The organism is Mesorhizobium sp. ESP-6-2, from assembly GCF_020164675.1.
GTDB lineage: Bacteria > Pseudomonadota > Alphaproteobacteria > Rhizobiales > Rhizobiaceae > Mesorhizobium.
This window is the reverse complement of sequence record NZ_JAIUGT010000014.1, coordinates 69,000-92,689: the sequence shown is the minus strand read 5'-3', so window position 1 is coordinate 92,689 and position 23,690 is coordinate 69,000. Positions and strand designations below refer to the sequence as shown.

Genomic DNA, 23,690 nt, shown 5'->3' with positions numbered 1-23,690 from the left:
GCGCCGGCGGTCAGGGGTTAACCCCGCCAATGGAGCACGCAGACCAGCGTGAACAGCCGGCGCGCCGTGTCGAAATCGATGTCGATCTTGCCGGCGAGCCGGTCCATCAACGTCTGCGAACCTTCGTTGTGCAGGCCGCGGCGACCCATGTCGATCGCCTCGATATGGCTCGGCGTCGAGGAGCGAATGGCGTCGTAATAGCTTTCGCAGATCATGTAGTAGTCCTTGACGATACGCCTGAGCGGCGTCAGCGACAGGATATGGGTGACTACGGCCGAACCGTCGTCACGCGACACGGCGAAAACCAGGCGGGACTCGGCCAGCGACAGCTTCAGCCGGTAGGGGCCGGCACCGCTGTCGTTGACCGGTTGAAAACTGTTCTCCTCGATCAGGTCGAAGATCGCCACCGCGCGTTCGTGCTCGACGTCGGGCGTCGAGCGGCCGATCGATTCATCGAGTTCGACATCGATCAGCCTCGCACGGGTTTGATCGGAGCCCGACATGGCGCCTACATGTTCAGCCGGATAGCGACGGAGCGTCCATGCGCGTCGAGCCCTTCCGCCTTGGCCAGCGCGATCGCGGCGGGCGCCAACGCGCGCAATTGCTCGGGCCCGAGCTTGAGGATCGAGGTGCGCTTGACGAAATCGAGGACCGAAAGGCCTGACGAGAAACGCGCTGAGCGCGCCGTCGGCAGCACGTGGTTGGAACCGCCGACATAGTCGCCGATGGCTTCCGGCGTATGGCGTCCGAGAAACACTGCACCGGCATTGTGCATCCGCGACAGGAAACCCTCGGCGTCGTCGATTGCCAGTTCGACATGCTCGGCCGCGATGCGGTCGACCAGCGGCAGCGCTGCCTCGATCGCCTCGACCTCGATCACCGCGCCAAAATCGCGCCAACTCGCCGCCGCCGTCTCCGCCCGCGGCAGGCCCGGCAACTGCCGTTCGACCGCCTCCGCCACCACCTTGCCAAAGGCCGGATCGTCGGTGATCAGGATCGACTGCGCGGACGCGTCATGTTCGGCCTGGGCCAGAAGATCGGCGGCGATCCAGTCTGGATCATTGTCGCCGTCGGCCACGACGAGCACTTCCGAGGGGCCGGCGATCATGTCGATGCCGACGGTGCCGAACACCTGGCGCTTGGCCGCCGCGACATAGGCATTGCCAGGGCCGACTATTTTGGCGACCGGCTTTATGGTTTCGGTGCCATAGGCCAGCGCGGCGATCGCCTGGGCGCCGCCGACGCGATAGATTTCCGGCACGCCGGCAAGATCGGCCGCCACCAGCACAAGCGGGTTGATGACGCCGCCGGGTGCCGGCACCACCATGACGATGCGCTCCACGCCGGCGACCTTGGCCGGTATGGCGTTCATCAGCACCGAACTCGGATAGCTCGCAGTGCCGCCCGGCACGTAAAGCCCGACCGCCTCGACCGCGGTCCAGCGCCAGCCGAGCTCGACGCCCGCGGCATCGGTAAAGCGGTCGTCCTTCGGCCGCTGCCGCTCGTGATAGGCGCGGATGCGGTCGCGGGCGAATTCGAGCGCCTCGATCGTCTGGTGGTCGCAAGCGGCATAGGCGCGGGCGATCTCGTCCTTTGACACGGCAATGCCGAGTTCTCTGAGGTCGGCCCGGTCGAATCGTCTGGTAAAGTCGACGAGGGCGGCGTCGCCGTCGGCGCGCACGCGCGCGATGATCTGGCGTACGGCCGCGTCGACATCGGCCGACACTTCCCTCTTGGTGGTGAGGAAAGCGGCGAAACGCTGTTCGAAATCGGCATCGGACTGGCGAAGCGTGATGGCCATCGCTCAAGCCCTGTGCACGGGACGCGACGTGGCTTCCCACGCGCCGCCGACATCGGCAAGGCGGGCCTCGATGCATTCGACATCGAGCATGATCGCGCCGCCTCCCGAAAAGATCAGCTCGACGATACCGGCCGGCTTGCTGATCTCGATGAAGCTGATCGCCAGCAGCGACAGCACTTCGGCCGGCTTGTCGCGGGCAATGCCGCTGGTCTTGGCGCCCAGAACCCGATCGAAATGCAGCACGGCCTGGCGCCGCTCGTTGTGCTGGCGAAAGAAGCCCGATTTGGCCTCCCAGACGAAACGGTTCATGGTCAGCACGAAACGCTTGGCCGAGGGAAGGTATTCAAGGTCCGAGACTTTCATCACGGCGTCCTGGACATGGGCGGAGACGATGCTCAGGTCCTGGTCGTCGAGGGCGATAAGCTTGAGGCCGGTCATGCGGATGTCGCACCTGAAAATTGACTGTTCAGCCTTCTGTTAGAGCATGATCCCGAAAAGTGGAAACCGCTTTTCGGAAAAGATCATGCTCTAACAGGAATCCGGAGGTCGTTCCGGTCCGCGCAGCCGTGAGGCGGGCGGGGGATCGGCCTTAAGCCGAGATCCGTTCAATCACCGCGCCGCAGTTGGACAGCTTTTCTTCCAGCCGCTCGAAGCCGCGGTCGAGATGATAGACGCGGTTGACCGTGGTTTCGCCTTCGGCCGCCAGGCCGGCGATGACCAGCGAAACGGAAGCGCGAAGGTCGGTCGCCATGACAGGCGCGCCCTTCAATTTCGGCACGCCCTCGACGATCGCCGTCTGGCCCGAAAGCGTGATGTGGGCGCCCAGGCGCGCCAGCTCCTGTACATGCATGAAGCGGTTTTCGAAGATGGTCTCGGTGATGCGCGACTTGCCCTTGGCCATGGTCATCAGGCCCATGAACTGCGCCTGCAGATCTGTGGGGAAGGCCGGGAAGGGCGCCGTCGTCACGTCGACCGGCGAAATGCCGGCGCCGTTGCGCCTGACGCGGATGCCGGAATTGGTCGGCGTGATCTCGGCGCCCGTCTGCGAGATCACGTCCAGCGCGGTCTGCAGCAGGTCGGGACGCGCGCCTTCGAGCACGACGTCGCCGCCGGTCATGGCGACGGCCATGGCATAGGTGCCGGTCTCGATGCGGTCCGGGATGACACGCACGCGCGCGCCCGACAGCGCCTCGACGCCGTCGATGGTGATGGTCGGCGTGCCGGCGCCGGAAATCTTGGCGCCCATGGCATTGAGGCATTCGGCGAGGTTGACGATCTCGGGCTCGCAGGCGGCGTTTTCGAGCACCGTCTCGCCCTTGGCGAGCGACGCGGCCATCATGAGCACATGGGTGGCGCCGACCGACACTTTCGGAAAGACGTAACGGTTGCCGACGAGGCGGCCATTCCTGGTCTTGGCGATGACGTAGCCGGTGTCGACGTCGATGTCGGCGCCCAGCGCCTGCAGGCCTTCCAGGAACAGGTCGACCGGCCGCGTGCCGATGGCGCAACCGCCCGGCAGCGACACCTTGGCCTCGCCCATGCGGGCCAGCAGCGGGCCGATGACCCAGAACGAAGCGCGCATCTTCGACACCAATTCGTAAGGAGCCGTCGTGTCGACGATGTTGCGGGCGGAGAAATTGATGGTGCGCGAATAGCCTTCATTCTGCTTTTCGCGGCGTCCGTTGACCGAATAATCGACGCCGTGATTGCCCAGGATGCGGATCAGCTGCTCGACATCGGCCAGATGCGGCACGTTTTCGAGCGTCAGCGTGTCGTCCGTCAGAAGCGACGCGATCATCAGCGGCAGGGCGGCGTTTTTCGCGCCCGAGATCGGAATGCTTCCGGCGAGCTGGTTGCCGCCGACAATTCTGATGCGATCCATGAAGACTATCCCCTCGGCCCAAAGGCCGGTTTCAATCGTTTGAGTGTCGGCCCGTCTAGACCATCGGCCAAGCTGGTTCAAGAAATAGGATTCCCTGGCACCCGACCCAAGAGTGGCTGATTTGAGTTAATCTTTTTGTATTTCCTTCACCGCGCCGAGCCCGTCCGGCCGCTTGTCGGCATCCCCGGCGCGCTGGTTGTCAACGTCGCCGGTGCGCTGTTTGTCAGCGTCCCCGGCGCGCCGCGAGCGCGACTGCGCCTTGCGTTTAAGCAGATTCGCGCGCAGCTGCTCGGCCAGCCGGTCCTTGCGGCCGGTGCCGCCCTTTTTCGGTGGAATTGTCTTGTCGTTCATCGTCCCGTCCTAGCCGGCGACCGGCCAGCCCGCCATTCAGGCATAACCAACATTGTGGCGCGGCCATGTCATCAAAACGTATCCGGCAAAGGCTTTCACAGATGCTTTGCACTTGGCCTTGCGCTTGCCGGTTCGATATGGCAGAAGCCCCGCCATCGGCGGCTGCGGTAGCTCAGTGGTAGAGCACTCCCTTGGTAAGGGAGAGGTCGAGAGTTCAATCCTCTCTCGCAGCACCAGTCTATTCGACATTTTCAGCGCCATTCGCCCCGTTCTTGTGTCTTTGCGGCACCAATGGGCAAAACAAGGCGCATCCCGGCACCTGAATCCGAGGATTTCGCGCAAGGTTGGTTCCCGTTTGCCGGCAATATCTTACGAATGGGCTTCAACGACATGGTCTGGCACCGGATCGCGCAATCGCACAATCCGGTCCCGGGTCGGCTTGCCCGTCCGTTCCTCTCATTGAAGATGAGAAAATTCGGCATACACGTCCCCGCCGAAACGGCAGGGCGAAGTGCCGTCCGCGCAGATGGCGCTGGCTGCGGCTTCATCGAGACGCAAATGCCGATATCGGCATTTGCGCCGGCCGCCCGATCGTGATTCAAGTCGGCGATTCCGAGGGTTTTCCCGCTGGAGCGCAGCATGACCTTGATCACACGCCGTCGACTTCTGAAATCGGCCGCGGTTGCCGGTGCGGGCGGGCTCGCCGCGATGGGGAGGCTTGGCGGCTGGGCCGCCGCCAGCCCCGAGCCGGTGGTGCTCAAGACGGCCAAAATCCAGGCGAAACTGATGGAGGTCGGCCAGACCAGGGACGTGCTGACCTATGGCAATGCCGGTATGCCGCCGGTGCTCAGAATGAAAAAAGGCGAGCCCTTCGCCGCCCGGCTCGTCAACGCGATCGATGACCCGACGACCATCCACTGGCACGGCATTCGCGTTCCAAACAGGATGGACGGCGTGCCGTTCCTGGTCCAGCCCTATGTCTATACCGGCGATCATTTCGACTACGCCTTCACCCCGCCGGACGCCGGCACTTTCTGGTATCACCCGCATTGCAACACGCTGGAGCAGATGGGTCACGGCCTGACCGGCGTCATCGTCGTCGAGAACCCCGGTGATCCGAAATTCGATGCCGAAATCGTCCTCAATCTGCGCGACTGGCGTCTCGGCGACGACGGCCAGTTCATCGACCAGTTCCGGCCGCGCGATGCCGCGAGAACCGGCACCTATGGCACGGTGCGCACGGCCAACTGGCTCGACCAGCCGCGCTATGACGCGCCGGCCGGCGGGCTGGTGCGGCTGCGCGTCGCCATCACCGACGTGACGCGCATCTATGCCTTTCGCGTCGAGGGCGCGGAGGCGACGGTGATCGCACTGGATGGCAATCCGGTGCCGCGGCGTTTTTCGCCCGACGCCTTGCTGCTTGGCCCGGGACAGCGCATGGAACTCGCCATCCGCATGCCCGACGAGGAGGGCGCGACCGTGAGCCTGCGGGACGTCAGGGGCACCAAACCCAAGGTGCTGACGACCTTGCGCGCGGCCGGCCAGTCGCTGAAGCGCGACATTCGCGATATCGCGCCGCTGGAGGCCAATCCGGTGGCGGAGGTCGATCTCGGCGCGGCCCGGCATATTTCTCTGGCGCTCAGCGCTACGGCCGAGAACGTTCCGGGCGACGGCATATGCGGTTCGCTCGGTTACAGTTTCTGGGCCATCAACAAGGTGCCGTGGCCGGGCGATACGCCGGACCCGACCGCGCCGCTGGCCGAATTGAAGCTTGGCAGGAGCTATGTCATCGACATGGAGAACCTGACGCCGCAATCGCATCCGATGCATTTGCACGGCATGAGCTTCAAGGTGCTGTCATCCTCGACGCGGCAGGTTGAGCCGCTGATTTCCGACACCTATCTCATCCAGCCCAACGAGAAGGTGAGCCTCGGCTTCGTCGCCGACAACCCCGGCGATTGGCTGCTGCACTGCCACATCATCGAGCACCAGAAATCGGGCATGACGAGCTACATCAGGGTGACCTGAAGCCGCCCCATCGCGGCAGGAGCCGCGCTGTCCGCGGCGCCTATTTGCGCAGTTGCGCCTCGATCTCGTCGAGCACCTTGTCCTTGCCTATGCCGGTGAGGAAGGCGAGGCCCTTGATGACCGGCTTGGTCACCGAAGCCGAGATCGGCGTCGTGGCAACGATGAAATCGACGCTGTCGGCCAGCCCCGGTACTTCGGTTGCCTTGGCCTGCTGGGCGTTGAAGGTCAGGCCGCGCTGTTTCATCGCCTCGGTGACGGCGACGTTGACTGCGGTCGAGGTGGCTATGCCCGTGCCGCAGGCAAAAAGAATTGTTTTCTGTCTGGACATTTCTTGCTTCTCCTTGTTCAGCCGAGCACGGCCCGAACGTCGTCTAGCGTCCTGGCCGCCCTCAGGCCGTCCAAGGTTTGCTGGTTCTGGATGGTGGCCATGACGGCCTGTAGCGCTTCAATCTGCTTGTCCTTGTCATTGATGGCAAGCAGGAAGACGAAGCCGACCGGCAGCTTCTCGTCGGGGTCTTCCATGTTGGCGAAGACGACGGGGTGCTTCAATGTGCCCAGGGCGATCCCGGGCTTCAGCACATGTTCCGGATCGGTGTGCGGCACCGCGACATTGTCGGCGCGCTCCAGCGGCAGTCCTGTCGGGATGGTCAACTCGCGGCGCACGACCGCATCGGCGTAGGAACTTTTGACATAGCCGAGGGTCTCGAGCCGGCCGGCCAGGATGCGGATGATCTGCTCATTGGTCGAGGCATCGGATCCGAGCACGATCGCTTCGGGATCCAGAAGCTGCATGAGTCCGTCAGACATGTTTTTGCTCCGTCGATAAAATCGTGCGCCCGGGAAGGGCGCACGATCATTTCAAACGTCAGGCGTGATGAGGCTCAGGCCGTGCCTTCGGCCGGCTCGTCCTCGGCGCCCGCTGCCCGTTCCCAGCCGAGCGTGTTGCGGCGATAGAGGACGAACAATACCGCGATGACCACGGCGATCACGACGATGCCGGCAAGGCCAAGTCCCTGGATCGCCTCGATGATCACATAGGGCACCCACAGGAAGCCGTCGACGACCGAGGTGATCTGCAGCGCGTCCGCCGGCAGCTTGAAGCCCGACGCGACGGCCGCACTCGTGAACAGAGGCGCCAGCGCGTTGGCGACGTAGAAGCCGATCGCCAGCGTCACCGTGCCGATCACCACCATGCGGAACACATTGCCTTTGACCAATGGCGCGGTCATGGCGACGATAAAGGGAATGACCGCCAGGTCGGCGAACAGGATGACGCGGTTGCCCGGCAGGATCACCGACAGGATGATCGCGATCGGCACCAGGATCAGCGACGACGAGATCGCGGCGGGATGACCGATCAGGATCGCCGAATCGAGGCCCACCAGAAGCTCGCGGTCGCCGGTACGCTTGCGCACGAATTCCTGCGCCGCGTCGGAAACCGGGATCAGCCCTTCCATCAGGATCTTCACCATGCGCGGCAAAAGCAGCATCACGGCCGCCAGGGTCATGCCGGTGCCCAGCACCTTGGCCAGCACCGTGCCGAGATCGCCCGCATTGTAGAAGGCGATGGCGCCGAGCACGAGGCCGATGATCAAGCCGAGCACGACAGGTTCGCCGAACACGCCGAACCGGCGCTCGATGGTCTCGGTGTTGATGTTGATGCGGTTGATGCCGGGAATGCGGTCCATGATCCAGTTCAGGATGATGGCGATCGGCAGGATCTGCGCCGAGGCCAGGTGCGGCACCGAAATGCCGGGCACGCCGTAGAACTGCTGAACCGCGCGCGCCGACCAGTCGGCGAACAACAGCGACAACGCGGCGACCAATGCCGCGATGGCGATGCCATAGGCCAGATTGTCGGTCGCCGCCACGACCAGCGAGCCGACAAAGGCGAAGTGCCAGAAGTTCCAGACGTCGACATTGAGCGTGCGCGTCATGCGCGTCAGCAACAGCACGATGTTGACCAGGATGCCGACGGGGATGACCCAGAGGCCGACCGACGAGCCGAAGGCGATGGCGGCTGCGGACGGCCAGCCGACATCGATGATGTCGCGATGAATGCCGGTATTGGTGACGATGGCCTTGGCGACGTCGCCGATCGACGTGAACATCAGGCCAAGCACGAGGTTGATGCCGATGAAGGCGACGCCGATGGTGACCGCGGCGCGAAAGGCCTTGCTGACCTTTGCGCCCAGAACGACGGCTATGATGAAAATGACGATCGGCAGCAGCACCGTTGCGCCGAGCGTGTCGATGGCCCCTTTGAGGCCTGCAAGAATAGTATCCATTTGTCCTCCCCTGGAGCACCGAGCCCGACCCCCGGGTTCGAAATGATGCTCCGTTGACCTCCAACGCCTTTGCCGCCCACCTCGGCGCAAAGGCACTCCCCGTTCTGCCCGCGAGCCGGAATGCGTCCCGCTCGGTGATGCGGGATGAACTTTTGCCTTCGCTGGCGAACGAATGTTTTATTGAGGCAGTTCAAGGCAATGTCAATTGGCAAGTCTTTGAACCCAAGGCAACGAATCCGGGCTGACGGAGCCTTCGCCTGTGCGCTCTTGACGGACCATTGAAGGGAAAAACCCGCCTGTGCGGCGGGTCCTTGGCGCAACTCAGCACCATGGGCAAATATGTAGCATAGTTGCCCTCACCCAGTCAAGAAAAAATTCCTATCATGAGAAACTGCCGGCACGGCGGACTGGCCCTCGTCAGGTCTTTGTTGCCCGGGTTCGGGGCCCGCTTTGGGCCAGTCGGACCGTGGCGGGCGCGTCGGTACCGCGCGATTTCAAAGGAAATTGACGGGCCGACGCCAGTTTCGTTGGCAAGGGGGAGCTATTCCCTGCTAATCCAAGGCGAACCATGAAGCTGTGGACATCCCCGCATGACCAATGTCGCCTTGACCGGGCTTGCCCGAGATCTCGCCAGCCGTGCCGCCGAGGGCCGCCCGGTGCGCATCGGCGTCATCGGTTCGGGCGAAATGGGCACCGACCTGGTTACGCAAGGCATGCTGATGCCCGGCATTTCGGTCTGCGCGGTCTCGACAAGACGTCCGCATACGGCGCGCGAAGCGGTCCGCATTGCCTATGGTGACGAAGCGAAGGCCGTCGAAGCCGGCACTGCGTCGAAAGTCACCGCGGCGATCGAGTCGGGAAAGATCGCCGTCACCTCCAACGAGATGCTGGTCACCAATCCGCTGATCGACGTCGTCATCGACGCCACCGGGAAGCCCGGAGTCGCCGCCGACTTCGACCTGATGGCGATGGAGCATGGCAAGCATCTGGTGATGATGAATGTCGAGGCCGACGTCACCATCGGCTGCTATCTCAAGCAACAGGCCGACCGGCTTGGCGTCGTCTATTCGGTCGGCGCCGGAGACGAGCCCTCGAGCTGCATGGAGCTGATCGAGTTCGCGTCCACGCTGGGCCTGACCATCGTCTCCGCCGGCAAGGGCAAGAACAACCCGCTCAACCACGATGCCATGCCCGACGATTATCGCGCGGAAGCCATCCGCCGCAACATGAACCCGCGCATGCTGGTCGAGTTCGTCGATGGTTCGAAAACCATGGTCGAGATGTGCGCCATCGCCAACGCCACCGGGCTGGTGCCCGACGTGCCCGGCATGCACGGCCCGAAGGCCGACCGCGACGACCTCGTCAAGGTGCTGATCCCGCGCGAGCATGGTGGGCTGCTCATGAAAAGGGGCGTCGTCGACTACACCGTCGGCAAGGGTGTGGCACCCGGTGTCTTCGTCATCGTCGAGGCGACCCATCCGCGCATCGTCGAGCGCATGGACGACCTGCATATCGGCCACGGTCCCTATTACAGCCTGTTCCGGCCCTACCATCTCACCTCGCTGGAAGTCCCGCTGACGGCAGCCCGCATCGTGCTCTTCGGCAAGCCCGACATGGTGCCGCTGCCAAGGCCGGTCGCCGAGGTATGCGCCGTCGCCAAGCGCGACCTCATAGCCGGCGAAACCTTCGATGCGATTGGCGAAACCTGCTATCGCTCCTGGACAATGACCGTCGAAGACGCTGGCGCTCGGCGCGGCGTGCCGGTCGGCCTGCTCGAAGGCGGCAAGGTGCTGAAACCGGTCAGGAAAGGCGAGCTGCTGACGGCCGACAACGCCGCGCCCGACCAGACGACGAGACTTTTCGCCTTGCGCAAGTTGCAGGACGAGATGCTGTACGGAAAATAGGCCGCTGTGGCGCTGTCATGACAAGTGCACTATATTGTAGTGGCAACTGTCGCTGAGGATCGATTAATGAACCTCCAGATCAGAGACCCGCGGGCACGTGAATTGGCACAGCGGCTCGCCGCCAAACGCAAGATTTCAATGACCGAAGCGGTTATCGAAGCGCTTGAGTCGGAATTGAAACGGGAAAGCGGACGCATTCCCCTGGCAAAGCGGCTGTCGGCGATCGCCGTTGACCTTAAGACCAAAGCCGGCCAGGGCGGCCGGCCTGTGAACAAGGATGAGATCGACGACATGTGGGGACATCCCTGATGTTCGTCGACACCTCCGTGGTCGTCGCAATTCTTTCGGCAGAAGGGGATGCCGGCGACTGGAGTAACAGGATCGCGGCAGCACCACGCAAGATTACTTCCGCGCTGGTGGTGCTTGAGGCAGCGATGCGGCTTTCCACCATGCTTGCTGTCGAGCCGCTGGTTGCGGAAACGGCGATAGAAGCATTTCTGCGCGAAGCCGAAATCGAAATTGTGCCGATCGGCGCCGACGATGCCAAACTCGCCATCCATGCGTTTTCAGACTACGGAAAGGGACGTGGGCACCCCGCGCAGATCAACCTTGCCGATTGCTTGTCCTATGCTTGCGCGAAGGGCCACGGTTCGGCTTTGCTCTACAAAGGCAACGACTTCTCACACACGGATCTCGCTTAGAGCAATTCTAGGAAAAGTGTGAGCGGTTTTTCGTCCAGAATTGCGTCAAAACACGGAGTTAGATCGTTTCACCGTTTCCATGAAACGGTGAAACGATCTAACCGGACATCCGCTCTATTTCCCCAGTTCGATTGACCGCAGCCGCGCCGCTTCCACCGCTTGCGTGAGAAGATTGGTCAGCCGGTCATCGCCCATCAGCACTGCCAGCGCGGCCGCCGTCGTGCCGTTCGGGCTGGTCACCTGCTGGCGCAGCAGGCCCGGCTCCTCGCCGCTTTCGGCGGCGAGCGAGGCGGCACCATAGACGGTCTGCATGGCGAGCAGCCTGGCGGTAGCCGCCGGCAGGCCCGCCTTCTCGGCGGCCACGGTCAGCGCTTCGATGAAATGGAAGATATAGGCCGGGCCCGATCCCGACACGGCGGTCACCGCATCCATCAGTCCCTCGTCGTCGATGGTGGCCACTTCGCCGCTGGCCGACAAGAGGTCGGCGACGAAGCGCTTGGTGTCGTCGGAAACCAGCGGATTGGAAAACACCACCATCATGCCCTTGCCGATGGAAGCAGGCGTGTTGGGCATGCAGCGCACGACAGGCGCGCGGTCGCCCAGGATTTCCTCGAAGGTGGCGACCGGCGTGCCCGCGGCGATGCTGACGAAAGTGGTGCGCCCCTCGCCGAAACGTTTGTAGGCGGCCGTCACGTCGCGGATCACCTGGGGCTTTACGGCGATGACGATGAGATCAGGCACGGCATTGGCCGGAATATTGGCGGCGTCGGCAGCCGTGCCGCACCCGAGTGCGGCCGCGCGCTGGCGCAGGTCGGCATTGGGCTCGACCACGAAAACGGCCGACGGTGCAAGCTTGCCGGATTTCAGCCAGCCCGAGAGCATGGCGTAACCCATATTGCCGCAGCCGGCGAGAACAAGCCTGATCGTCATCGAAAGCCCTCCGAGGAAAGGCTTCACATAAACGCTCCCGGATCAACGGGGAAGCCCTGTCAGTTGGAGTGGCCCAATCGCGCGCCACGACCGGCGTTGCGCACCGCGATCGGACGCAGCGAAACTTGTCTGAGCCCGAGCACGCCGAGCACGAAGAACAGCCACACCGGATCGCCGCGATGGAAGAAGAAGCTTTCGAGGAAGGCGTTGAGCGCGGCGAACAGCACCACCATCATGAAGAAGTCGCCGAGATAGATGTTTTCCTTGCGCAAGGGAATGCGCATGTAGTCGCGCAAAGGGGCGATCAGGAAAGTGTAGACCGCCACGCAAAGGGCCGGAATGCCCATCAGCACGGCGATGTCGAGATAACCGTCATGGCCGTGCACGATGGTCCTGATATCCCACGGCCGGTCGAAAGGCTGGTCCTGGTTGAGCAGCAGCGGCGTTCCCCAGAAACTCTCATAGCCGTAGCCGGTCCACGGTTTCTTCGCCAGCATCTCGCCGGCGAACTCCCAGAGCGTGGTGCGCCCGGTATAGGTCAGGCCGGGGAAATAGATCGCCGCCAGCTGTTTCACCGGCGGCAGGAAAACGATGCCCAGCGTGCCGACCGCGGTAGCGACAATCGCCAGCGCGAACAGGATCGGCGTGCCGAGCCGCATGCCGACGATGCTTGGAAACATGACGATCAGGATCGAGAACGGCACCAGGCCGGCCGTGGTCTTGGATCCGGTGTGCAGCATGAACACCATCGCCGCGAAGAAAATTCCGGCGCCCCAGAACCGCTGCCCGCGCCGGAAGAGATAGAGGCCGGCGAAACTGAAGCAGGCCATGACCGGACCGGCGATGTTCTTGTGGGTGAAGACGCCGCGCCACAGGCCGGCATGTTCGGGTTCCTGCGAATCGGCCGTGTGCATTGCCTCGTGCGGAAAGACGATGAGGCCGAGATAGGAAAGGCCCATGACCACCACGGCGGTGAAGATGATGACCTTCGAGAAGGCGTCCGCGTCGCGCGGCAGCACGAGGATGGTCGCCATGGTCAGGATGCCGATCATGGTGAAGGAGGCGGCGCGCATCGCCGAGGGCGGGTCTGTCGCCAACACCACCGACAGGAAGAAGAAGCCCAGCATCAGCATCCAGGACGGGCTGAGCAGCGAGCGCACGATGCGCGGATCGGCGAAAGCCATCAGCGAGAAGATGGAAACGGCGCCGAGCGAGCCGAAGCCGAGTTGGTTGACGATGTCGCCGCCTTCGCCGGTGAGTTCCGCGCCCGCGGGCTGGAACGGGCGGAAGGACACCATGATGACGGTGAACAGCAGCGCCGCGATCGCGGTTGCCACGCCGTCGCGCGTGAACGCTGCGCTGAGCGGCGCGCGCTCAGTTCTTTTCAGGCTGGCGGTATTGCTCATTGGCATATCCGAATTCGGCCAGCACGCGGCCCAGCGCCACATGGACAGGGTAGATGGCGGCCGCGGGCGATCCTGTACGTGCCAGCCTGGCGGCGCCGCGAAATGGCGAGGCGGCAAGCAGGGCCAGGCTCTTCAGCAATACCTTGACGCCGGCCAGCGGGGTGCCGGCGCGTTTCTTCTTTTCGACGAGCGTCGATATCACGCCGTTGCGCAGGCTGCGGGCGCGGATCCAGTCGGCCTCGACCCGCCGGGCCGGGACGGTCTCGGTCACGCTGGCCTCGGCGCACCAGCCAAGCGCGAAGCCGCGCTGCGCCGCCCGGCTCAGGAAGTCGGAATCGCCGCCGCCCATGAAATTAAATTTTAGGTCGAGGAACGGCGGCCCCATCGCGGTAAGCACGTTGCGCCCCATCAGGAGATTGCCGGACGAATAGAGCGCCGGCACGAGGCCGGTCTTGCGGTAGGGCGGCGCGAAGACCGGATGCTCGGCCCAGCGCGCATGGGCGGGATCGGCAAAGTCGGGCACTTGCGGGCCGCCGACAATATCGGCGCCAAGGCTCTCGGCCGCCCCGCACATCCGTTCCAGCCAGTGCGGATCGGCTATCTCGTCGTCGTCGATGACCAGCAGGTGCCTGAAATTCGGAAAGTGCAGGATCGCCGCCTGCCAGCCGGCATTGTAGGCGCTGCAATTGCCGCGCTGATGCGCGATGATCACCATGCCCGGTATGTTGCCGCGCTCGAACAGCGGCAGCGACGCCTGGGCGCCGGCACGCGCCTCGGTCTCGTTCTCGATGACGATGACGGCAAAGCGCCTGCCGGTCTGCTGCGCACGCAGCGACGCCAGCGTTTGCAGGACCTGGTCCGGCCGCTTGAAGGTCGGCAAGGTGACGACGGCTTCGACGGCATCCGTGTCAAGCCGGGGGGATCGTCCCGCGATCGATACCGAACCGTTCGATGGCAAAGGGATCATCCGTGTCAGCCGCATGGTGGGTCGAGGTTCTGTTAGCACCACGACGATAACGTTTCGTTAATCACCTTTCACGGAGTGGCCCTTCAAGCCGGGGTTTTGGGCCGTCGATGCGCGCGCGTTTAATCAAGGGTTCACCGCGCTTTGCTACCGGCTGCACCACAGGATAGGTGAGATGCATCTGCTGTTCGCCACATCGATCGTGCCCGATGGCGCTCTCGCATCGGGCTACGAGATCGCCAATGCTGCAATCATCGCTGCCTTGCGGCGCGCCGGCGCGCGCGTCACCGTCATCGGTTTCATCTGGCCGGGGAAAGCCGCGGCCGATCCTGAAAACACCATCGTGCTGGGTGCCCTGGAGGTGCGCACCGAAAATGCTTCAGCGCTACAAAAGCTTGCCTGGGTGGGCAAGGCGATGCTTTCGGGCCTCACCTTCGCGTCGGCCAAGGTGCGTGCGGTCTCCGATGCCGAAGTCCTCGCCGCCATCGAGCGCGCCGGCCCCTTCGACGGCTATGTGCTTAATTCCGTGCAGTTCGCCGGCGCCTTCGAAAAGCTCTTCGACGAGCGGCCTTCGATCTTCGTCGCCCACAATGTCGAGCATCTTTCGGCGCGGGAAAATGCCGCTGCGGCCCCGGGCATCTTCCAGCGCCTGTTGTTTCGCCGTGAGGCAAGGCTGCTCGAGAGCGTGGAAGAGCGTCTGTGCCGCCGCGCGCGTTTCGTCTTCACGCTGGCCGAGGAAGACCGTTCGGCACTTGGCGTGGCCTCCGACGACCGCTCGGCGGTGCTGCCGCTGGTGACGGGCGCCAGGCCACCGGCGCGTAACGGCCCGCGCAAGATCGAGTGCGACGCCGCGCTGATCGGCACCTGGACCTGGCAGCCGAACCGCATCGGGCTGAGCTGGTTCCTGGACAAGGTGGTGCCGCATCTGCGCCCGGACTTCCGCATCAGGATCGCCGGCAGCATGCCGTCTGACATCGCCTCGACGCATCCCGGCGTCGCTTTCGTCGGACGCGTGCCGGACGCCCAGGCTTTCATACGCGGCGGCGCCGTCATCCCGCTCATCAGCACCGCCGGCAGCGGCGTGCAGCTGAAGACGATCGAAACGTTCGAGCTCGGCCTGCCCGCCGTCGCCACCAGCCACGCGCTGCGCGGCATCGACCATCGCCCGGTCAATTGCGCCGTCACCGACGATCCGGTTGCCTTTGCCAAGGCGCTGGAGGCCGCGGCGGCCGATATTACGGACGTCGACGGCAGCGCGTTCCACCGCCGGCAGCTCAAGGCGCTCGACGCCGCCATCCGGTTTGGCCTGGAGAAGCTCGGTCCGGTCATGCAGGAGGCGTTTGCATGAACATGCACGCCGCCCGCGCCTCGTTCGGGCCCGACACATTGAAGACGATCTTCGGCATCTCCGTGCTCGCCATTCGCTGGGACGACGCGATCGCCCTGCTGACGCGGCTGATCGCGGAACGACGCTTCACCAAGGTCAGCTTCCTCAACGCCCATAACGCCAATCTCGCCTACACCGATCCGGTGTTCGCCCAGGCGCTCGACGATTTTCTCATCCTGCCGGACGGCATCGGCGTCGATCTCGCAGCGCAGCTTCTCTATGGCGCGCCGTTCCCGGACAATCTCAACGGCACCGACTTCGTACCGGCCTTTCTGCGGTCGGTGACCCGGCCGCTGACCGTGGGGCTGCTCGGCGCGACGCAAGTCAATGCCGAGGCCGCGTCGAAGAAGCTCGCGGCGATCGCCGTCCAGCACAGATTCGTGGTCATCCATGACGGCTACTTCTCCGCTGCGCAGGAGCCGGAAATCATCGAACGCATCGCGGCGCTGCGGCCTGATATGCTGCTGGTCGCCATGGGCGTGCCGCGCCAGGAATTGTGGATCGAACGGCACATCGACGAGCGCCACTGCACGCTGCCGGTCGCGGTCGGCGCGCTGCTGGATTTTCTCAGCGGCGCCGTGCCGCGCGCGCCCTTGTGGATACGGCGCCTCAGGCTGGAGTGGCTGTTTCGGCTGGCGGTCGAGCCGGGACGGCTCTGGCGCCGCTATGTGGTCGGCAACCCTTTGTTCCTGTGGCGGGTCCTCAAACAGAAAGTATTGAACCGGCCCCAAGCCGCCGGAGACGTCCGTTGAACGAGAGGTTCGTTCCAGGCGCGATCGCCGAACCCGGACTGCTTCGGGCAACGGCGACGGCAGCCATGGTGACGGCAAGCTATGCGCCGGATTTCGAGCGTTGCCGCTTGCTCTGCGAAACCCTCGACCGGCACGTCACGGGCGTCGCCCATCACTACATTCTGGTCGAAGGCCGCGACGTCAAATTGTTTCGCCGGTTGGAGAGCGCCAACCGATCCATCATCGACGAACGTGAGCTGCTGCCGCGCTGGCTGCATGTCTTCGACGATCCGCTCAGCCTGTTCCGGCGGCGCGTCTGGCTCAGCCTGAAGACACAGCCGCTGCGCGGCTGGCACGTGCAGCAACTGCGCCGCATCGCCATAGCGGCGCATGCATGCCAGGACGTCCTGGTCTTTTGCGATTCCGACGTAGCCTTCCTGAAGCCTTTCGATTGCGGCGCGTTCTGGCGTGACGGCAAGGCGCGGCTGTTCCGCCGCGACGGCGTGCTTGCGCAGGGCGGTCATGACGAGCATCGCATATGGTCGCGCAATGCCGGTTCCGCGCTCGGCATCGATCCGTCGAGGAATTCGATCCACGATTATATCTCGACGTTGATCGCCTGGCGCCGCGATGCCGTGCTGGCCATGTGCAGCCGGATCGAGGAGGTGCATGGCCGAAACTGGGTAGAGGTCGTCGGCTCGGCGCGCAAATTCTCCGAATGCATGATCTATGGCCGCTATGTCGACGATCTGCTGGACGGCGCGGGCCACTTCCATGGCTCGGAAGAATTCTGCCGCGTCCACTGGACCGGCGAGGCGCTGTCGGACGATGAATTCCGCCGCTTCGTTGCCGCCATGGCGCCCGAACAGGTGGCGATCGGCATGCAGTCCTTCATCGGCACCGATACCGGCCGCATCCGCCGGCTGATCGGGCTCGACCGGTCCTGATCCTGAAAAGCGGTCGGTTCTTGGAAAGACTGCCCGGATGAAGGATCAGATCGCCTTCGCCGGCTTGCGCAGCGCCGAATAGGTCAGCAGCATCGACGCGAGATAGAGCAGCAGGAAGACGACGTTGAGCGACAGCACCAGCTTCGATGTGTCGGCAATGGTTGTCAGCACATAGGTCAGCAGCAGCGCCTTGAGAGCCGCGAGCAGGCCGAGATTGAGCGCCCGCACCAGCGTCTGGCCGCGCGCGAACAGAAGTTCCGCCTGGTATTCGACCAGATTGCGCAGTCCCGGAACGCCGATCGCCAGCGCCACCAGGGGAGCGGCCTCCGAGACGTTCTTGCCGAGCGCCCCGGGGAAGAAATGCAGCACCACGGCAAGCGCCAGCAGCGCCAGCGTCGAGACCGCGAACACGCCGCCTTCGATCCCGCTCTTGACCGCCAGCCGTGACAAGAGCTCCGGGGCACGCATCATGCGCTGCACCAGCATCATGGAGAAGGTGCGGATCGGGATCGCCGTCAGGTCGACCAGCCGCATGATGATGGCATAGATGCCGGCCAGATGCGGCCCGCCGATCGCCAGCACCAGAAGCTTGTCGAATTCCATCTGCAGGTAGAACAGCACCTCGGCGCCGGCGACATAGATCGAATCGGCGAGCCGCCTGAGATAAAGCTCGCCGCGCAGCCGCAGCCGCTGGCGCGGATAGAAGAGGCCGAACGCGACCAGCAGCGAGGCCGCGTTCGCGCCGATATAGAACCAGGACCACACCCAGACGCTGTGTTGCGCCCAGAACATGAACAGCACCGCGCCGGCCGCCCGCAAAGCCGTCGCCAGGATCGCCAGCACGGCGGCACGGCCGAATTTGCCGAGCCCGTTGTTGACGATCAGCGCCACCTCCACCGGCCGCCACAGAAGCGCCTCGGCAAAGACGATTGCCGCGAACACCGGCAGCGGCACGGTGCTGGCGAAGAAGATCAGGTAGACGATGTAGGAGGCCGCGCCGAGCAGCGGCAACGAGACGATGCCGAGCAGCAGGAAGCCTGCGGTGAAGGTGCCGATCAGGTTGGGGCGGATGGTGGCGGTGCGGTAAAGTGCCGAGATGAAGCCGAAGGCCAGAAGCCGCGACAGCATCACTCCGGCGGCCGAGGCGGTGGCGAACATGCCGAACTCGGCGATGGAAAGCGTATTGGCCAAGGCGATGAAGTAGGCGAGTGAAAACACCAGCCGCCCGCCGGCGCCGCTGATCGCCGAAAAATAGTCGCGAACCAGCCCCCGTCTTTCGGCCACGAAGGTGCCGATCCGGGCGAGGGGCCGCCTCTGCGGTATGTCGCTGGCCTCAGTCATAGGTCAAGGGAAAGGCATAGGCGGCAAAGTTTAACGTGCCCTTCTGAATCTTCCTGCATCAGCTGAAATTCCAAGCAGCCGGCATCAAGCAATGCTTTCAGCCTCCTAAAATTAACCTTTTGTTTCCTATGCTTGTTTAGCGTGGCTTAACAAATGGCCGACTGCCGCTGTCTGGCGGCTGAAAGTAAGCTCCGCGACAATGGGCGACAGGGAAAATCGTGAGGACTGGAGGCGCGAGCGATCCTTGCTGGCGCTTGGCCAAGCCGTGCGCGGTGAGGACGAGGCATCGCTGGTCTCGCTAGGGGATCGGGCAAATCCGTCCTGGCGCGAGGATGCCGCCACACGTCATTGCCTGGCGCGTTCGCAGCGCGAAGCGAAGATGAATCCGGCGCCTCCCGCATCCGCCGCAACACAACGCTTGCAGCCGGGCGACGAGCCGGCTCCGGCGTCCGCCGGCGTTTCGCATTCGCACCATGGGGCCGGTCTCGGCGGTTCCGACCCGGCGATGTCTTACGAAGAGACGGTTCCTGAGATCGCCTCAAGCGTCGATTCCCCGCGCAGCACATCCGAACCGCTGAGCGCGAGCGAAGCGGGAACATCTCCTGGCGAGGATGCCGACAGCCAGCAATGGAAGCCCCTGATCGATCCGATGCAGGTGGTTCGCGGCGTCGCCAGGTCCAAAGCGCTGATCATCACCACGACGGTGCTGGGCGCGGCGCTCGGCGTTGCGATTGCCCTGTCGACGCCGAAGAAATACGAATCCACCACCGAGCTGATCGTCGACCCGCGCGATCTGAAGCTTACGGACCGCGATCTCACCCAGGCGGTGGTCATGCCCGACGCGGCGCTCGTCAACGTCGAGAACCAGATCAAGTTGCTGACCTCCGGCACTGTGTTGAACAAGGTTGTCCAGGAGCTCAACCTGGTCGACGACCCCGAGTTCAACGGCCAAGGCAATGGCGGCCTTGGCGTCATGTCGCTGATCCGCTCGATCCTGTTGCGCCAGGACGGACCGGGCGGTGTCGACCAATCCCGCCGCCTTTCCCTCGCTATCGTCAACCTGGCCGAGAGCGTTTCGGTCGAGCGCGGTGGCAAGACGTCCGTGATCACCATCGGCGTCACCACGCAGGACGCCCAGAAATCGGCGCTCATCGCCGAAACGATGACGAAGGTTTTCCTGCAGACTTCGGGTGAAATCCAGTCCGACACTGCCAGCCGGGCCAACAACGAACTGACGGCGAAACTCGACGAGATGCGCAAGGGCGTCGAAGCCGCCGAGCGCAAGGTCGAGGATTTCAGGGCCACCCATGACCTTGTCGACGCGCAGGGCCACCTGATCAGCGACGACCAGATGCTCAAGCTCAACGAGCAGCTTTCCGTAGCCCGCGCCCGCACGCTGGAGCTGAACGCCCGCGCGGCCTCGGCACGTCAGGTCAACGTGAATTCGGTGCTCAGCGGCACCTTGCCGGAAGAGATCAACTCCAACTCCATGAGCGATCTGCGCTCGCAATACGCAACGCTCAAACAGGAGGCTGATCGGGCAGCGGTCCGGCTCGGGCCGCGCCATCCCGAGCGCCAGGCGCTCGAGGCCCAGCTCGCCGGCGCGCGCGAACGCATCGTCGCCGAACTCAGCCGCATCGCATCGTCGCTGCAGGTTGACCTGAAACGCTCGGTCCAGCTCGAACAGGACCTTGCTTCCCGCCTGGCGCAGATGAAGGTGCGCAGCGGCGACGTCAACAGCGACCTTGTCTCGATGCGCGAACTGGAGCGCGAGGCCTCGGCCAAGCGCTCGGTCTATGAGCAATATCTCCTGCGCGCCAAGGAGACCGGCGAGCAGAAGAATATCAACACCGCCAATATGAGCGTCATCTCGCCCGCCTCCATTCCGCTGGAGCCGAACGGGCCGTCGCGCGCCGTGGTGGCGCTTGCCGGCCTGCTGCTGGGCTTTGCCTCCGGCGTCGGTCTCGGCGCCATGCGCGGCGCCTATGAAAGCCTGCGTGAGACCGCCGGGTCACGATCCCGCCGTGACCGCAAGATAGAGGAACGCCGGGTGCCGCTCGATGACCAGGCATTCCGGGCGCCACCTCCGCCGGCCCTGCCGATACCGCAAGCATCGCCGCTATCACCGCCGCCGCCACCAGCTTCAGTGCCCCCGCCTGCCGCGCAGGCCGGGGCCGCTGCCGTCGAGAATCCAGGGCGGATGGGCGCGCTGATGTCCAGGCTGCGCAAGGCTGTTTCCCGCAAGCCCGCCGCCGAGGCGCAGGACGATGCGTTTCCCAGTGCATCTGCGTCGGCCCCTGTCGCCGAAGAGGGCCGGCCGGCGAACATTCCTGCATTTCCCGACTATCCGGCTCCAGATTCCGCCTTTGGACATCGCCCGCCAGCTCCGGACTATCCGCGGCCATCTTTTCAGTCAGCCGCGGACACCGGCTATGCGCGGCCCATGGCACCGCCATCGCGGTCGCCCCTGATGCCGCATCAGGCGATGTATCCGGCCTCGTCCCATCCCTATGCGCAGCCCTTGGTCTATCCGCACATGCAGCCTTGGCAGACGCGGTCGCCGGCAGGCCATCCCCAGGCCACGGCGCCCTATGGCGCGCCGATGCCCTACCCGGCGGCACCCGCTCCGGCTCAGCCGTCGGCCTATCCCTTCGCGCCGCTGGAGCAGCCCGCCGCCGCCGAGAAGGGCGCCGAGCAGGCGTCGATCGAGGAAATTCGCGCCAGCCTGCGCGAATTTCGCGAGGCTGTTCGCGAGCTTACCGAGAGCCGCGCGGGCCGCCGCTATTTCTGAGCCACAAGATAGTCTCCTGTGTCGAACAAAAGCGCGCCGGTTTCGCGTAAACGGCATCGGACGGCGCTTTGACGGGATTGCGTGTCCGAATTTTCGTCAAAATGCCGCGCGGTGTCTTGCCGAAGACGCAGCCCGGCTGGCCGGGCCATGCAGGCTTCGGCACGCTTGAGAAAAGGATCCAAAGCGCCGCATTTTCGGACGCGGCCGGTTTGGCGGAACGTATCGAGGGGTGATTCATATGGCCGAAGTGATTGACGGCAAAAGCGTTGCCGAAGACGTGGTGCGGGCGGTGAAGACCTTGACCGCCGAGCTTGTCGCCAAGGGCAAGGTCCAGCCCGGCCTCGCCGTGGTCATCGTCGGCGAGGATCCGGCGAGCCAGGTCTACGTCGCCTCCAAATCCCGCACCGCAAAGGAATGCGGCTTTCATTCGGTCCAGCACACGCTGCCGGCGGACACCTCCCAGGAGGCGCTGCTCAAGATCATCGCCGACCTCAACGCCGACCCCGGCATCAACGGCATCCTGGTGCAGCTTCCGCTTCCCGCCCACATCGATGCCGGCAAGGTCATCCAGGCGATCGCGCCGCACAAGGATGTCGACGGCTTCCATTTCATCAATGTCGGCAAGCTCGGCACCGGCGAACTCGACACCGCTTTCGTTCCTTGCACGCCCGCCGGCTCGATGCTCCTGATCGAGCGCGTGCGCGGCAAGGATCTGTCGGGCCTCAATGCCGTCGTCGTCGGCCGTTCCAACATCGTCGGCAAGCCGATGGCCAATCTCCTGCTTGCCGCCAATTGCACCGTCACCATCGCGCACAGCCGCACGAAGAATCTGCCGGGGCTGGCCCGCACCGCCGACATTCTCGTCGCCGCCGTTGGCCGGCCGGAGATGATCAGGGGCGATTGGGTGAAGCCCGGCGCAACCGTCATCGACGTCGGCATCAACCGCATCCCGGCCCCGGAGAAGGGGGAGGGCAAATCCCGCCTCGTCGGCGACGTCGCCTATGCCGAAGCGGCCAAGGCCGCCGGCGCCATCACGCCCGTGCCCGGCGGCGTCGGGCCGATGACCATTGCCATGCTGATGGCCAATACGTTAGCCTCCGCCTACCTAGCGGCCGGGTTGAAACGGCCCTCCTTCTGACCACCAGAAAGCAGCAGCTTTGCCGAACCCAACTATTCCCTTGGAACGGCCGGTCATGAATGATCCCGTTCAAGGCGGCCGGCAATTCGCATTCCTGCTGGTCGACAAGTTCTCCATGTTTTCGCTGGCCGCCGCGATCGACACGTTCCGTTCGGCGAACCGGCTGCTCGGCCGCGATTTCTACGGCTGGACGACGGTGTCGGCCGATGGCGATCCGGTGATGGCGTCCAACGGCTTGCCGCTCAAGATCGACTATGCGGTTGCCGACCTGCCGCCGGTCGATATCCTCTTCGTCTCGGTCGGGCTGACCACGGAATTTCCCGGCAAGAGCAAGGTTCTGGCGGCGCTACGCAGCTGGGGCCGGCGCGGCAATGCGCTCGGCGCGCTGTCGGTCGGATCCTATTTGCTGGCCGAGGCCGGCCAGCTCGACGGCTATCGCTGCACCATCCATTGGGAGAACCGCGCCGGCTTCGTCGAGCGCTTTCCCGACATCAACTGCACTGGCAACGTCTTCGAGATCGACCGCAAGCGCTACACCTGCGCCGGCGGCACCACCTCGATCGACCTGATGCTGGAGATCGTGCGCGGCGATTTCGGCTCGAACCTCGCCAATGGCGTCGCCAACCAGTTCCAGCACGAGCGCATCCGCTCGGCCGGCGACCGCCAGCGCGTCGGGCCGGAGCGCGACCTCACCGGCAAGTCGGAGAAGCTCAGGCGCATCGTCGAACTGATGGCCGACCATCTCGACGAGCCGCTCTCGGCGGTGCAGCTCGCCAAATCGGCCGGCCTTTCGGTGCGTCAGGTGGAGCGTTTGTTCCTGCGCCACCTCAACGTCACGCCCGGCCGCTACTACATGCGGCTGCGGCTGGAGCGGGCGCGCGAATTGTTGCGCCAGACCAACATGCCGATCCTCGACGTGGCGATCGCCACCGGCTTCACCTCGCATTCCTATTTTGCCCAGAGCTACCGGCTGCAGTTTGGCCGCCCGCCTTCCGAAGAGCGCCGCACCACCTACTAAGCCGCGGACAAGCCGCGTCCGGGCTTGTGTCCCAAGGTGGGCTCAAATAGCTTCAGCCGGCGGACGGAGCGGCTACTCAGGA

The 23,690-nt window shown here is 64.3% G+C and carries 23 protein-coding genes and 1 tRNA gene; 12 read left to right on the top strand and 12 right to left on the bottom strand.

Features of this window, described 5'->3' with window-relative positions; genetic code table 11:
- Positions 1–17: 17 nt before the first annotated feature.
- The 5 genes from LB532_RS28645 to LB532_RS28625 form a co-directional block, all read right to left on the bottom strand.
- Positions 18–503: a UPF0262 family protein gene (locus tag LB532_RS28645; RefSeq protein WP_140643227.1), complete on the bottom strand. Its 486-nt coding sequence runs from the start codon at positions 501–503 to the stop codon at positions 18–20.
- A 5-nt stretch (positions 504–508) separates the two neighbouring features.
- The gene (hisD, locus tag LB532_RS28640; RefSeq protein WP_140643225.1) at positions 509–1,801 is read right to left on the bottom strand and encodes a histidinol dehydrogenase; all 1,293 of its coding nucleotides are present in this window, start codon (positions 1,799–1,801) and stop codon (positions 509–511) included.
- Between the two features lie 3 nt (positions 1,802–1,804).
- Positions 1,805–2,239 (bottom strand): DUF2948 family protein, encoded by a 435-nt coding sequence (locus tag LB532_RS28635; protein WP_140643223.1) that lies wholly within the window; start codon positions 2,237–2,239, stop codon positions 1,805–1,807.
- Positions 2,240–2,390: 151 nt separating this feature from the next.
- Positions 2,391–3,683, bottom strand: a complete 1,293-nt coding sequence (gene murA / locus LB532_RS28630) for a UDP-N-acetylglucosamine 1-carboxyvinyltransferase (RefSeq protein WP_140643221.1) — start codon at positions 3,681–3,683, stop codon at positions 2,391–2,393.
- A 126-nt stretch (positions 3,684–3,809) separates the two neighbouring features.
- Positions 3,810–4,034, bottom strand: a complete 225-nt coding sequence (locus LB532_RS28625; RefSeq protein WP_140643219.1) for a hypothetical protein — start codon at positions 4,032–4,034, stop codon at positions 3,810–3,812.
- 161 nt (positions 4,035–4,195) lie between these two features.
- Here LB532_RS28625 and LB532_RS28620 point away from each other — a divergent pair.
- Positions 4,196–4,270, top strand: a tRNA-Thr gene (locus tag LB532_RS28620).
- A gap of 403 nt (positions 4,271–4,673) precedes the next feature.
- Positions 4,674–6,062 carry a multicopper oxidase family protein gene (locus tag LB532_RS28615; RefSeq protein ID WP_224557527.1) on the top strand — a complete coding sequence of 463 codons (1,389 nt, stop codon included), beginning with the start codon at positions 4,674–4,676 and terminating at the stop codon, positions 6,060–6,062.
- A gap of 40 nt (positions 6,063–6,102) precedes the next feature.
- Here the strand turns inward: LB532_RS28615 and LB532_RS28610 are convergent, their stop codons facing one another.
- The 3 genes from LB532_RS28610 to LB532_RS28600 all read right to left on the bottom strand — a co-directional run bounded on the left by LB532_RS28610 (position 6,103) and on the right by LB532_RS28600 (position 8,350).
- Positions 6,103–6,390: a PTS sugar transporter subunit IIB gene (locus tag LB532_RS28610; protein ID WP_140513359.1), complete on the bottom strand. Its 288-nt coding sequence runs from the start codon at positions 6,388–6,390 to the stop codon at positions 6,103–6,105.
- A gap of 17 nt (positions 6,391–6,407) precedes the next feature.
- Positions 6,408–6,869, bottom strand: coding sequence for a PTS sugar transporter subunit IIA (locus LB532_RS28605; RefSeq protein WP_140643217.1), 462 nt, complete (start codon positions 6,867–6,869; stop codon positions 6,408–6,410).
- Positions 6,870–6,943: 74 nt separating this feature from the next.
- Positions 6,944–8,350 carry a PTS galactitol transporter subunit IIC gene (locus tag LB532_RS28600; protein ID WP_140643215.1) on the bottom strand — a complete coding sequence of 469 codons (1,407 nt, stop codon included), beginning with the start codon at positions 8,348–8,350 and terminating at the stop codon, positions 6,944–6,946.
- A 53-nt stretch (positions 8,351–8,403) separates the two neighbouring features.
- Between LB532_RS28600 and LB532_RS28595 the strand changes: the two genes are divergently transcribed.
- From LB532_RS28595 to LB532_RS28580, 4 genes are all read left to right on the top strand, one after another.
- Positions 8,404–8,595, top strand: coding sequence for a hypothetical protein (locus LB532_RS28595; RefSeq protein ID WP_140643213.1), 192 nt, complete (start codon positions 8,404–8,406; stop codon positions 8,593–8,595).
- A 345-nt stretch (positions 8,596–8,940) separates the two neighbouring features.
- Positions 8,941–10,254 carry an NAD(P)H-dependent oxidoreductase gene (locus LB532_RS28590; RefSeq protein ID WP_140643212.1) on the top strand — a complete coding sequence of 438 codons (1,314 nt, stop codon included), beginning with the start codon at positions 8,941–8,943 and terminating at the stop codon, positions 10,252–10,254.
- A 66-nt stretch (positions 10,255–10,320) separates the two neighbouring features.
- Positions 10,321–10,563 (top strand): type II toxin-antitoxin system VapB family antitoxin, encoded by a 243-nt coding sequence (locus LB532_RS28585; protein ID WP_140643210.1) that lies wholly within the window; start codon positions 10,321–10,323, stop codon positions 10,561–10,563.
- Positions 10,563–10,955, top strand: a complete 393-nt coding sequence (locus tag LB532_RS28580; protein ID WP_140643208.1) for a type II toxin-antitoxin system VapC family toxin — start codon at positions 10,563–10,565, stop codon at positions 10,953–10,955. The genes LB532_RS28585 and LB532_RS28580 overlap by 1 nt, the downstream gene beginning before the upstream one ends.
- Positions 10,956–11,069: 114 nt before the next feature.
- On the opposite strand, the gene proC is transcribed toward LB532_RS28580, so the two are convergent.
- The 3 genes from proC to LB532_RS28565 are packed head-to-tail and all read right to left on the bottom strand — an operon-like array spanning position 11,070 to position 14,258.
- Complete coding sequence (proC, locus tag LB532_RS28575; protein ID WP_140643206.1) at positions 11,070–11,885, bottom strand: pyrroline-5-carboxylate reductase; 816 nt, start codon at positions 11,883–11,885, stop codon at positions 11,070–11,072.
- A 59-nt stretch (positions 11,886–11,944) separates the two neighbouring features.
- Positions 11,945–13,291 (bottom strand): O-antigen ligase family protein, encoded by a 1,347-nt coding sequence (locus LB532_RS28570; protein WP_140643204.1) that lies wholly within the window; start codon positions 13,289–13,291, stop codon positions 11,945–11,947.
- Positions 13,260–14,258: a glycosyltransferase family 2 protein gene (locus LB532_RS28565; RefSeq protein ID WP_140643202.1), complete on the bottom strand. Its 999-nt coding sequence runs from the start codon at positions 14,256–14,258 to the stop codon at positions 13,260–13,262. Before LB532_RS28565 ends, LB532_RS28570 begins: the two co-directional genes overlap by 32 nt.
- Before the next feature lie 172 nt (positions 14,259–14,430).
- On the opposite strand from LB532_RS28565, the gene LB532_RS28560 reads away from it, so the two are divergent.
- Genes LB532_RS28560 through LB532_RS28550 form a run of 3 tightly spaced genes read left to right on the top strand, consistent with a single transcriptional unit; the run spans position 14,431 to position 17,320 of the window.
- The gene (locus LB532_RS28560; RefSeq protein WP_140643200.1) at positions 14,431–15,603 is read left to right on the top strand and encodes a glycosyltransferase family 4 protein; all 1,173 of its coding nucleotides are present in this window, start codon (positions 14,431–14,433) and stop codon (positions 15,601–15,603) included.
- Complete coding sequence (locus LB532_RS28555) at positions 15,600–16,394, top strand: WecB/TagA/CpsF family glycosyltransferase (protein WP_140643198.1); 795 nt, start codon at positions 15,600–15,602, stop codon at positions 16,392–16,394. The genes LB532_RS28560 and LB532_RS28555 overlap by 4 nt, the downstream gene beginning before the upstream one ends.
- Positions 16,391–17,320 (top strand): DUF6492 family protein, encoded by a 930-nt coding sequence (locus tag LB532_RS28550; protein WP_224557526.1) that lies wholly within the window; start codon positions 16,391–16,393, stop codon positions 17,318–17,320. The genes LB532_RS28555 and LB532_RS28550 overlap by 4 nt, the downstream gene beginning before the upstream one ends.
- A gap of 45 nt (positions 17,321–17,365) precedes the next feature.
- On the opposite strand, the gene LB532_RS28545 is transcribed toward LB532_RS28550, so the two are convergent.
- Complete coding sequence (locus LB532_RS28545; RefSeq protein WP_140643194.1) at positions 17,366–18,661, bottom strand: lipopolysaccharide biosynthesis protein; 1,296 nt, start codon at positions 18,659–18,661, stop codon at positions 17,366–17,368.
- Positions 18,662–18,860: 199 nt separating this feature from the next.
- Between LB532_RS28545 and LB532_RS28540 the strand changes: the two genes are divergently transcribed.
- The 3 genes from LB532_RS28540 to LB532_RS28530 all read left to right on the top strand — a co-directional run bounded on the left by LB532_RS28540 (position 18,861) and on the right by LB532_RS28530 (position 23,608).
- Positions 18,861–21,452 carry a Wzz/FepE/Etk N-terminal domain-containing protein gene (locus LB532_RS28540; protein WP_140643192.1) on the top strand — a complete coding sequence of 864 codons (2,592 nt, stop codon included), beginning with the start codon at positions 18,861–18,863 and terminating at the stop codon, positions 21,450–21,452.
- Positions 21,453–21,690: 238 nt separating this feature from the next.
- Positions 21,691–22,590 (top strand): bifunctional methylenetetrahydrofolate dehydrogenase/methenyltetrahydrofolate cyclohydrolase FolD, encoded by a 900-nt coding sequence (gene folD, locus LB532_RS28535; protein WP_140643190.1) that lies wholly within the window; start codon positions 21,691–21,693, stop codon positions 22,588–22,590.
- A 55-nt stretch (positions 22,591–22,645) separates the two neighbouring features.
- On the top strand, positions 22,646–23,608 hold the full coding sequence (locus tag LB532_RS28530) for a GlxA family transcriptional regulator (protein WP_140501084.1): 963 nt from the start codon (positions 22,646–22,648) through the stop codon (positions 23,606–23,608).
- Positions 23,609–23,690: the final 82 nt, after the last annotated feature.

Bases quoted from the DNA above. Each gene is read 5' to 3' on its own strand.
- LB532_RS28645 (WP_140643227.1), bottom strand. From the start codon at position 503: ATGTCGGGCTCCGATCAAACCCGTGCGAGGCTGATCGATGTCGAACTC.
- hisD (WP_140643225.1), bottom strand. From the start codon at position 1,801: ATGGCCATCACGCTTCGCCAGTCCGATGCCGATTTCGAACAGCGTTTC.
- LB532_RS28635 (WP_140643223.1), bottom strand. From the start codon at position 2,239: ATGACCGGCCTCAAGCTTATCGCCCTCGACGACCAGGACCTGAGCATC.
- murA (WP_140643221.1), bottom strand. From the start codon at position 3,683: ATGGATCGCATCAGAATTGTCGGCGGCAACCAGCTCGCCGGAAGCATT.
- LB532_RS28625 (WP_140643219.1), bottom strand. From the start codon at position 4,034: ATGAACGACAAGACAATTCCACCGAAAAAGGGCGGCACCGGCCGCAAG.
- LB532_RS28615 (WP_224557527.1), top strand. From the start codon at position 4,674: ATGACCTTGATCACACGCCGTCGACTTCTGAAATCGGCCGCGGTTGCC.
- LB532_RS28610 (WP_140513359.1), bottom strand. From the start codon at position 6,390: ATGTCCAGACAGAAAACAATTCTTTTTGCCTGCGGCACGGGCATAGCC.
- LB532_RS28605 (WP_140643217.1), bottom strand. From the start codon at position 6,869: ATGTCTGACGGACTCATGCAGCTTCTGGATCCCGAAGCGATCGTGCTC.
- LB532_RS28600 (WP_140643215.1), bottom strand. From the start codon at position 8,350: ATGGATACTATTCTTGCAGGCCTCAAAGGGGCCATCGACACGCTCGGC.
- LB532_RS28590 (WP_140643212.1), top strand. From the start codon at position 8,941: ATGACCAATGTCGCCTTGACCGGGCTTGCCCGAGATCTCGCCAGCCGT.
- LB532_RS28585 (WP_140643210.1), top strand. From the start codon at position 10,321: ATGAACCTCCAGATCAGAGACCCGCGGGCACGTGAATTGGCACAGCGG.
- LB532_RS28580 (WP_140643208.1), top strand. From the start codon at position 10,563: ATGTTCGTCGACACCTCCGTGGTCGTCGCAATTCTTTCGGCAGAAGGG.
- proC (WP_140643206.1), bottom strand. From the start codon at position 11,885: ATGACGATCAGGCTTGTTCTCGCCGGCTGCGGCAATATGGGTTACGCC.
- LB532_RS28570 (WP_140643204.1), bottom strand. From the start codon at position 13,291: ATGAGCAATACCGCCAGCCTGAAAAGAACTGAGCGCGCGCCGCTCAGC.
- LB532_RS28565 (WP_140643202.1), bottom strand. From the start codon at position 14,258: ATGATCCCTTTGCCATCGAACGGTTCGGTATCGATCGCGGGACGATCC.
- LB532_RS28560 (WP_140643200.1), top strand. From the start codon at position 14,431: ATGCATCTGCTGTTCGCCACATCGATCGTGCCCGATGGCGCTCTCGCA.
- LB532_RS28555 (WP_140643198.1), top strand. From the start codon at position 15,600: ATGAACATGCACGCCGCCCGCGCCTCGTTCGGGCCCGACACATTGAAG.
- LB532_RS28545 (WP_140643194.1), bottom strand. From the start codon at position 18,661: ATGACTGAGGCCAGCGACATACCGCAGAGGCGGCCCCTCGCCCGGATC.
- LB532_RS28540 (WP_140643192.1), top strand. From the start codon at position 18,861: ATGGGCGACAGGGAAAATCGTGAGGACTGGAGGCGCGAGCGATCCTTG.
- folD (WP_140643190.1), top strand. From the start codon at position 21,691: ATGGCCGAAGTGATTGACGGCAAAAGCGTTGCCGAAGACGTGGTGCGG.
- LB532_RS28530 (WP_140501084.1), top strand. From the start codon at position 22,646: ATGAATGATCCCGTTCAAGGCGGCCGGCAATTCGCATTCCTGCTGGTC.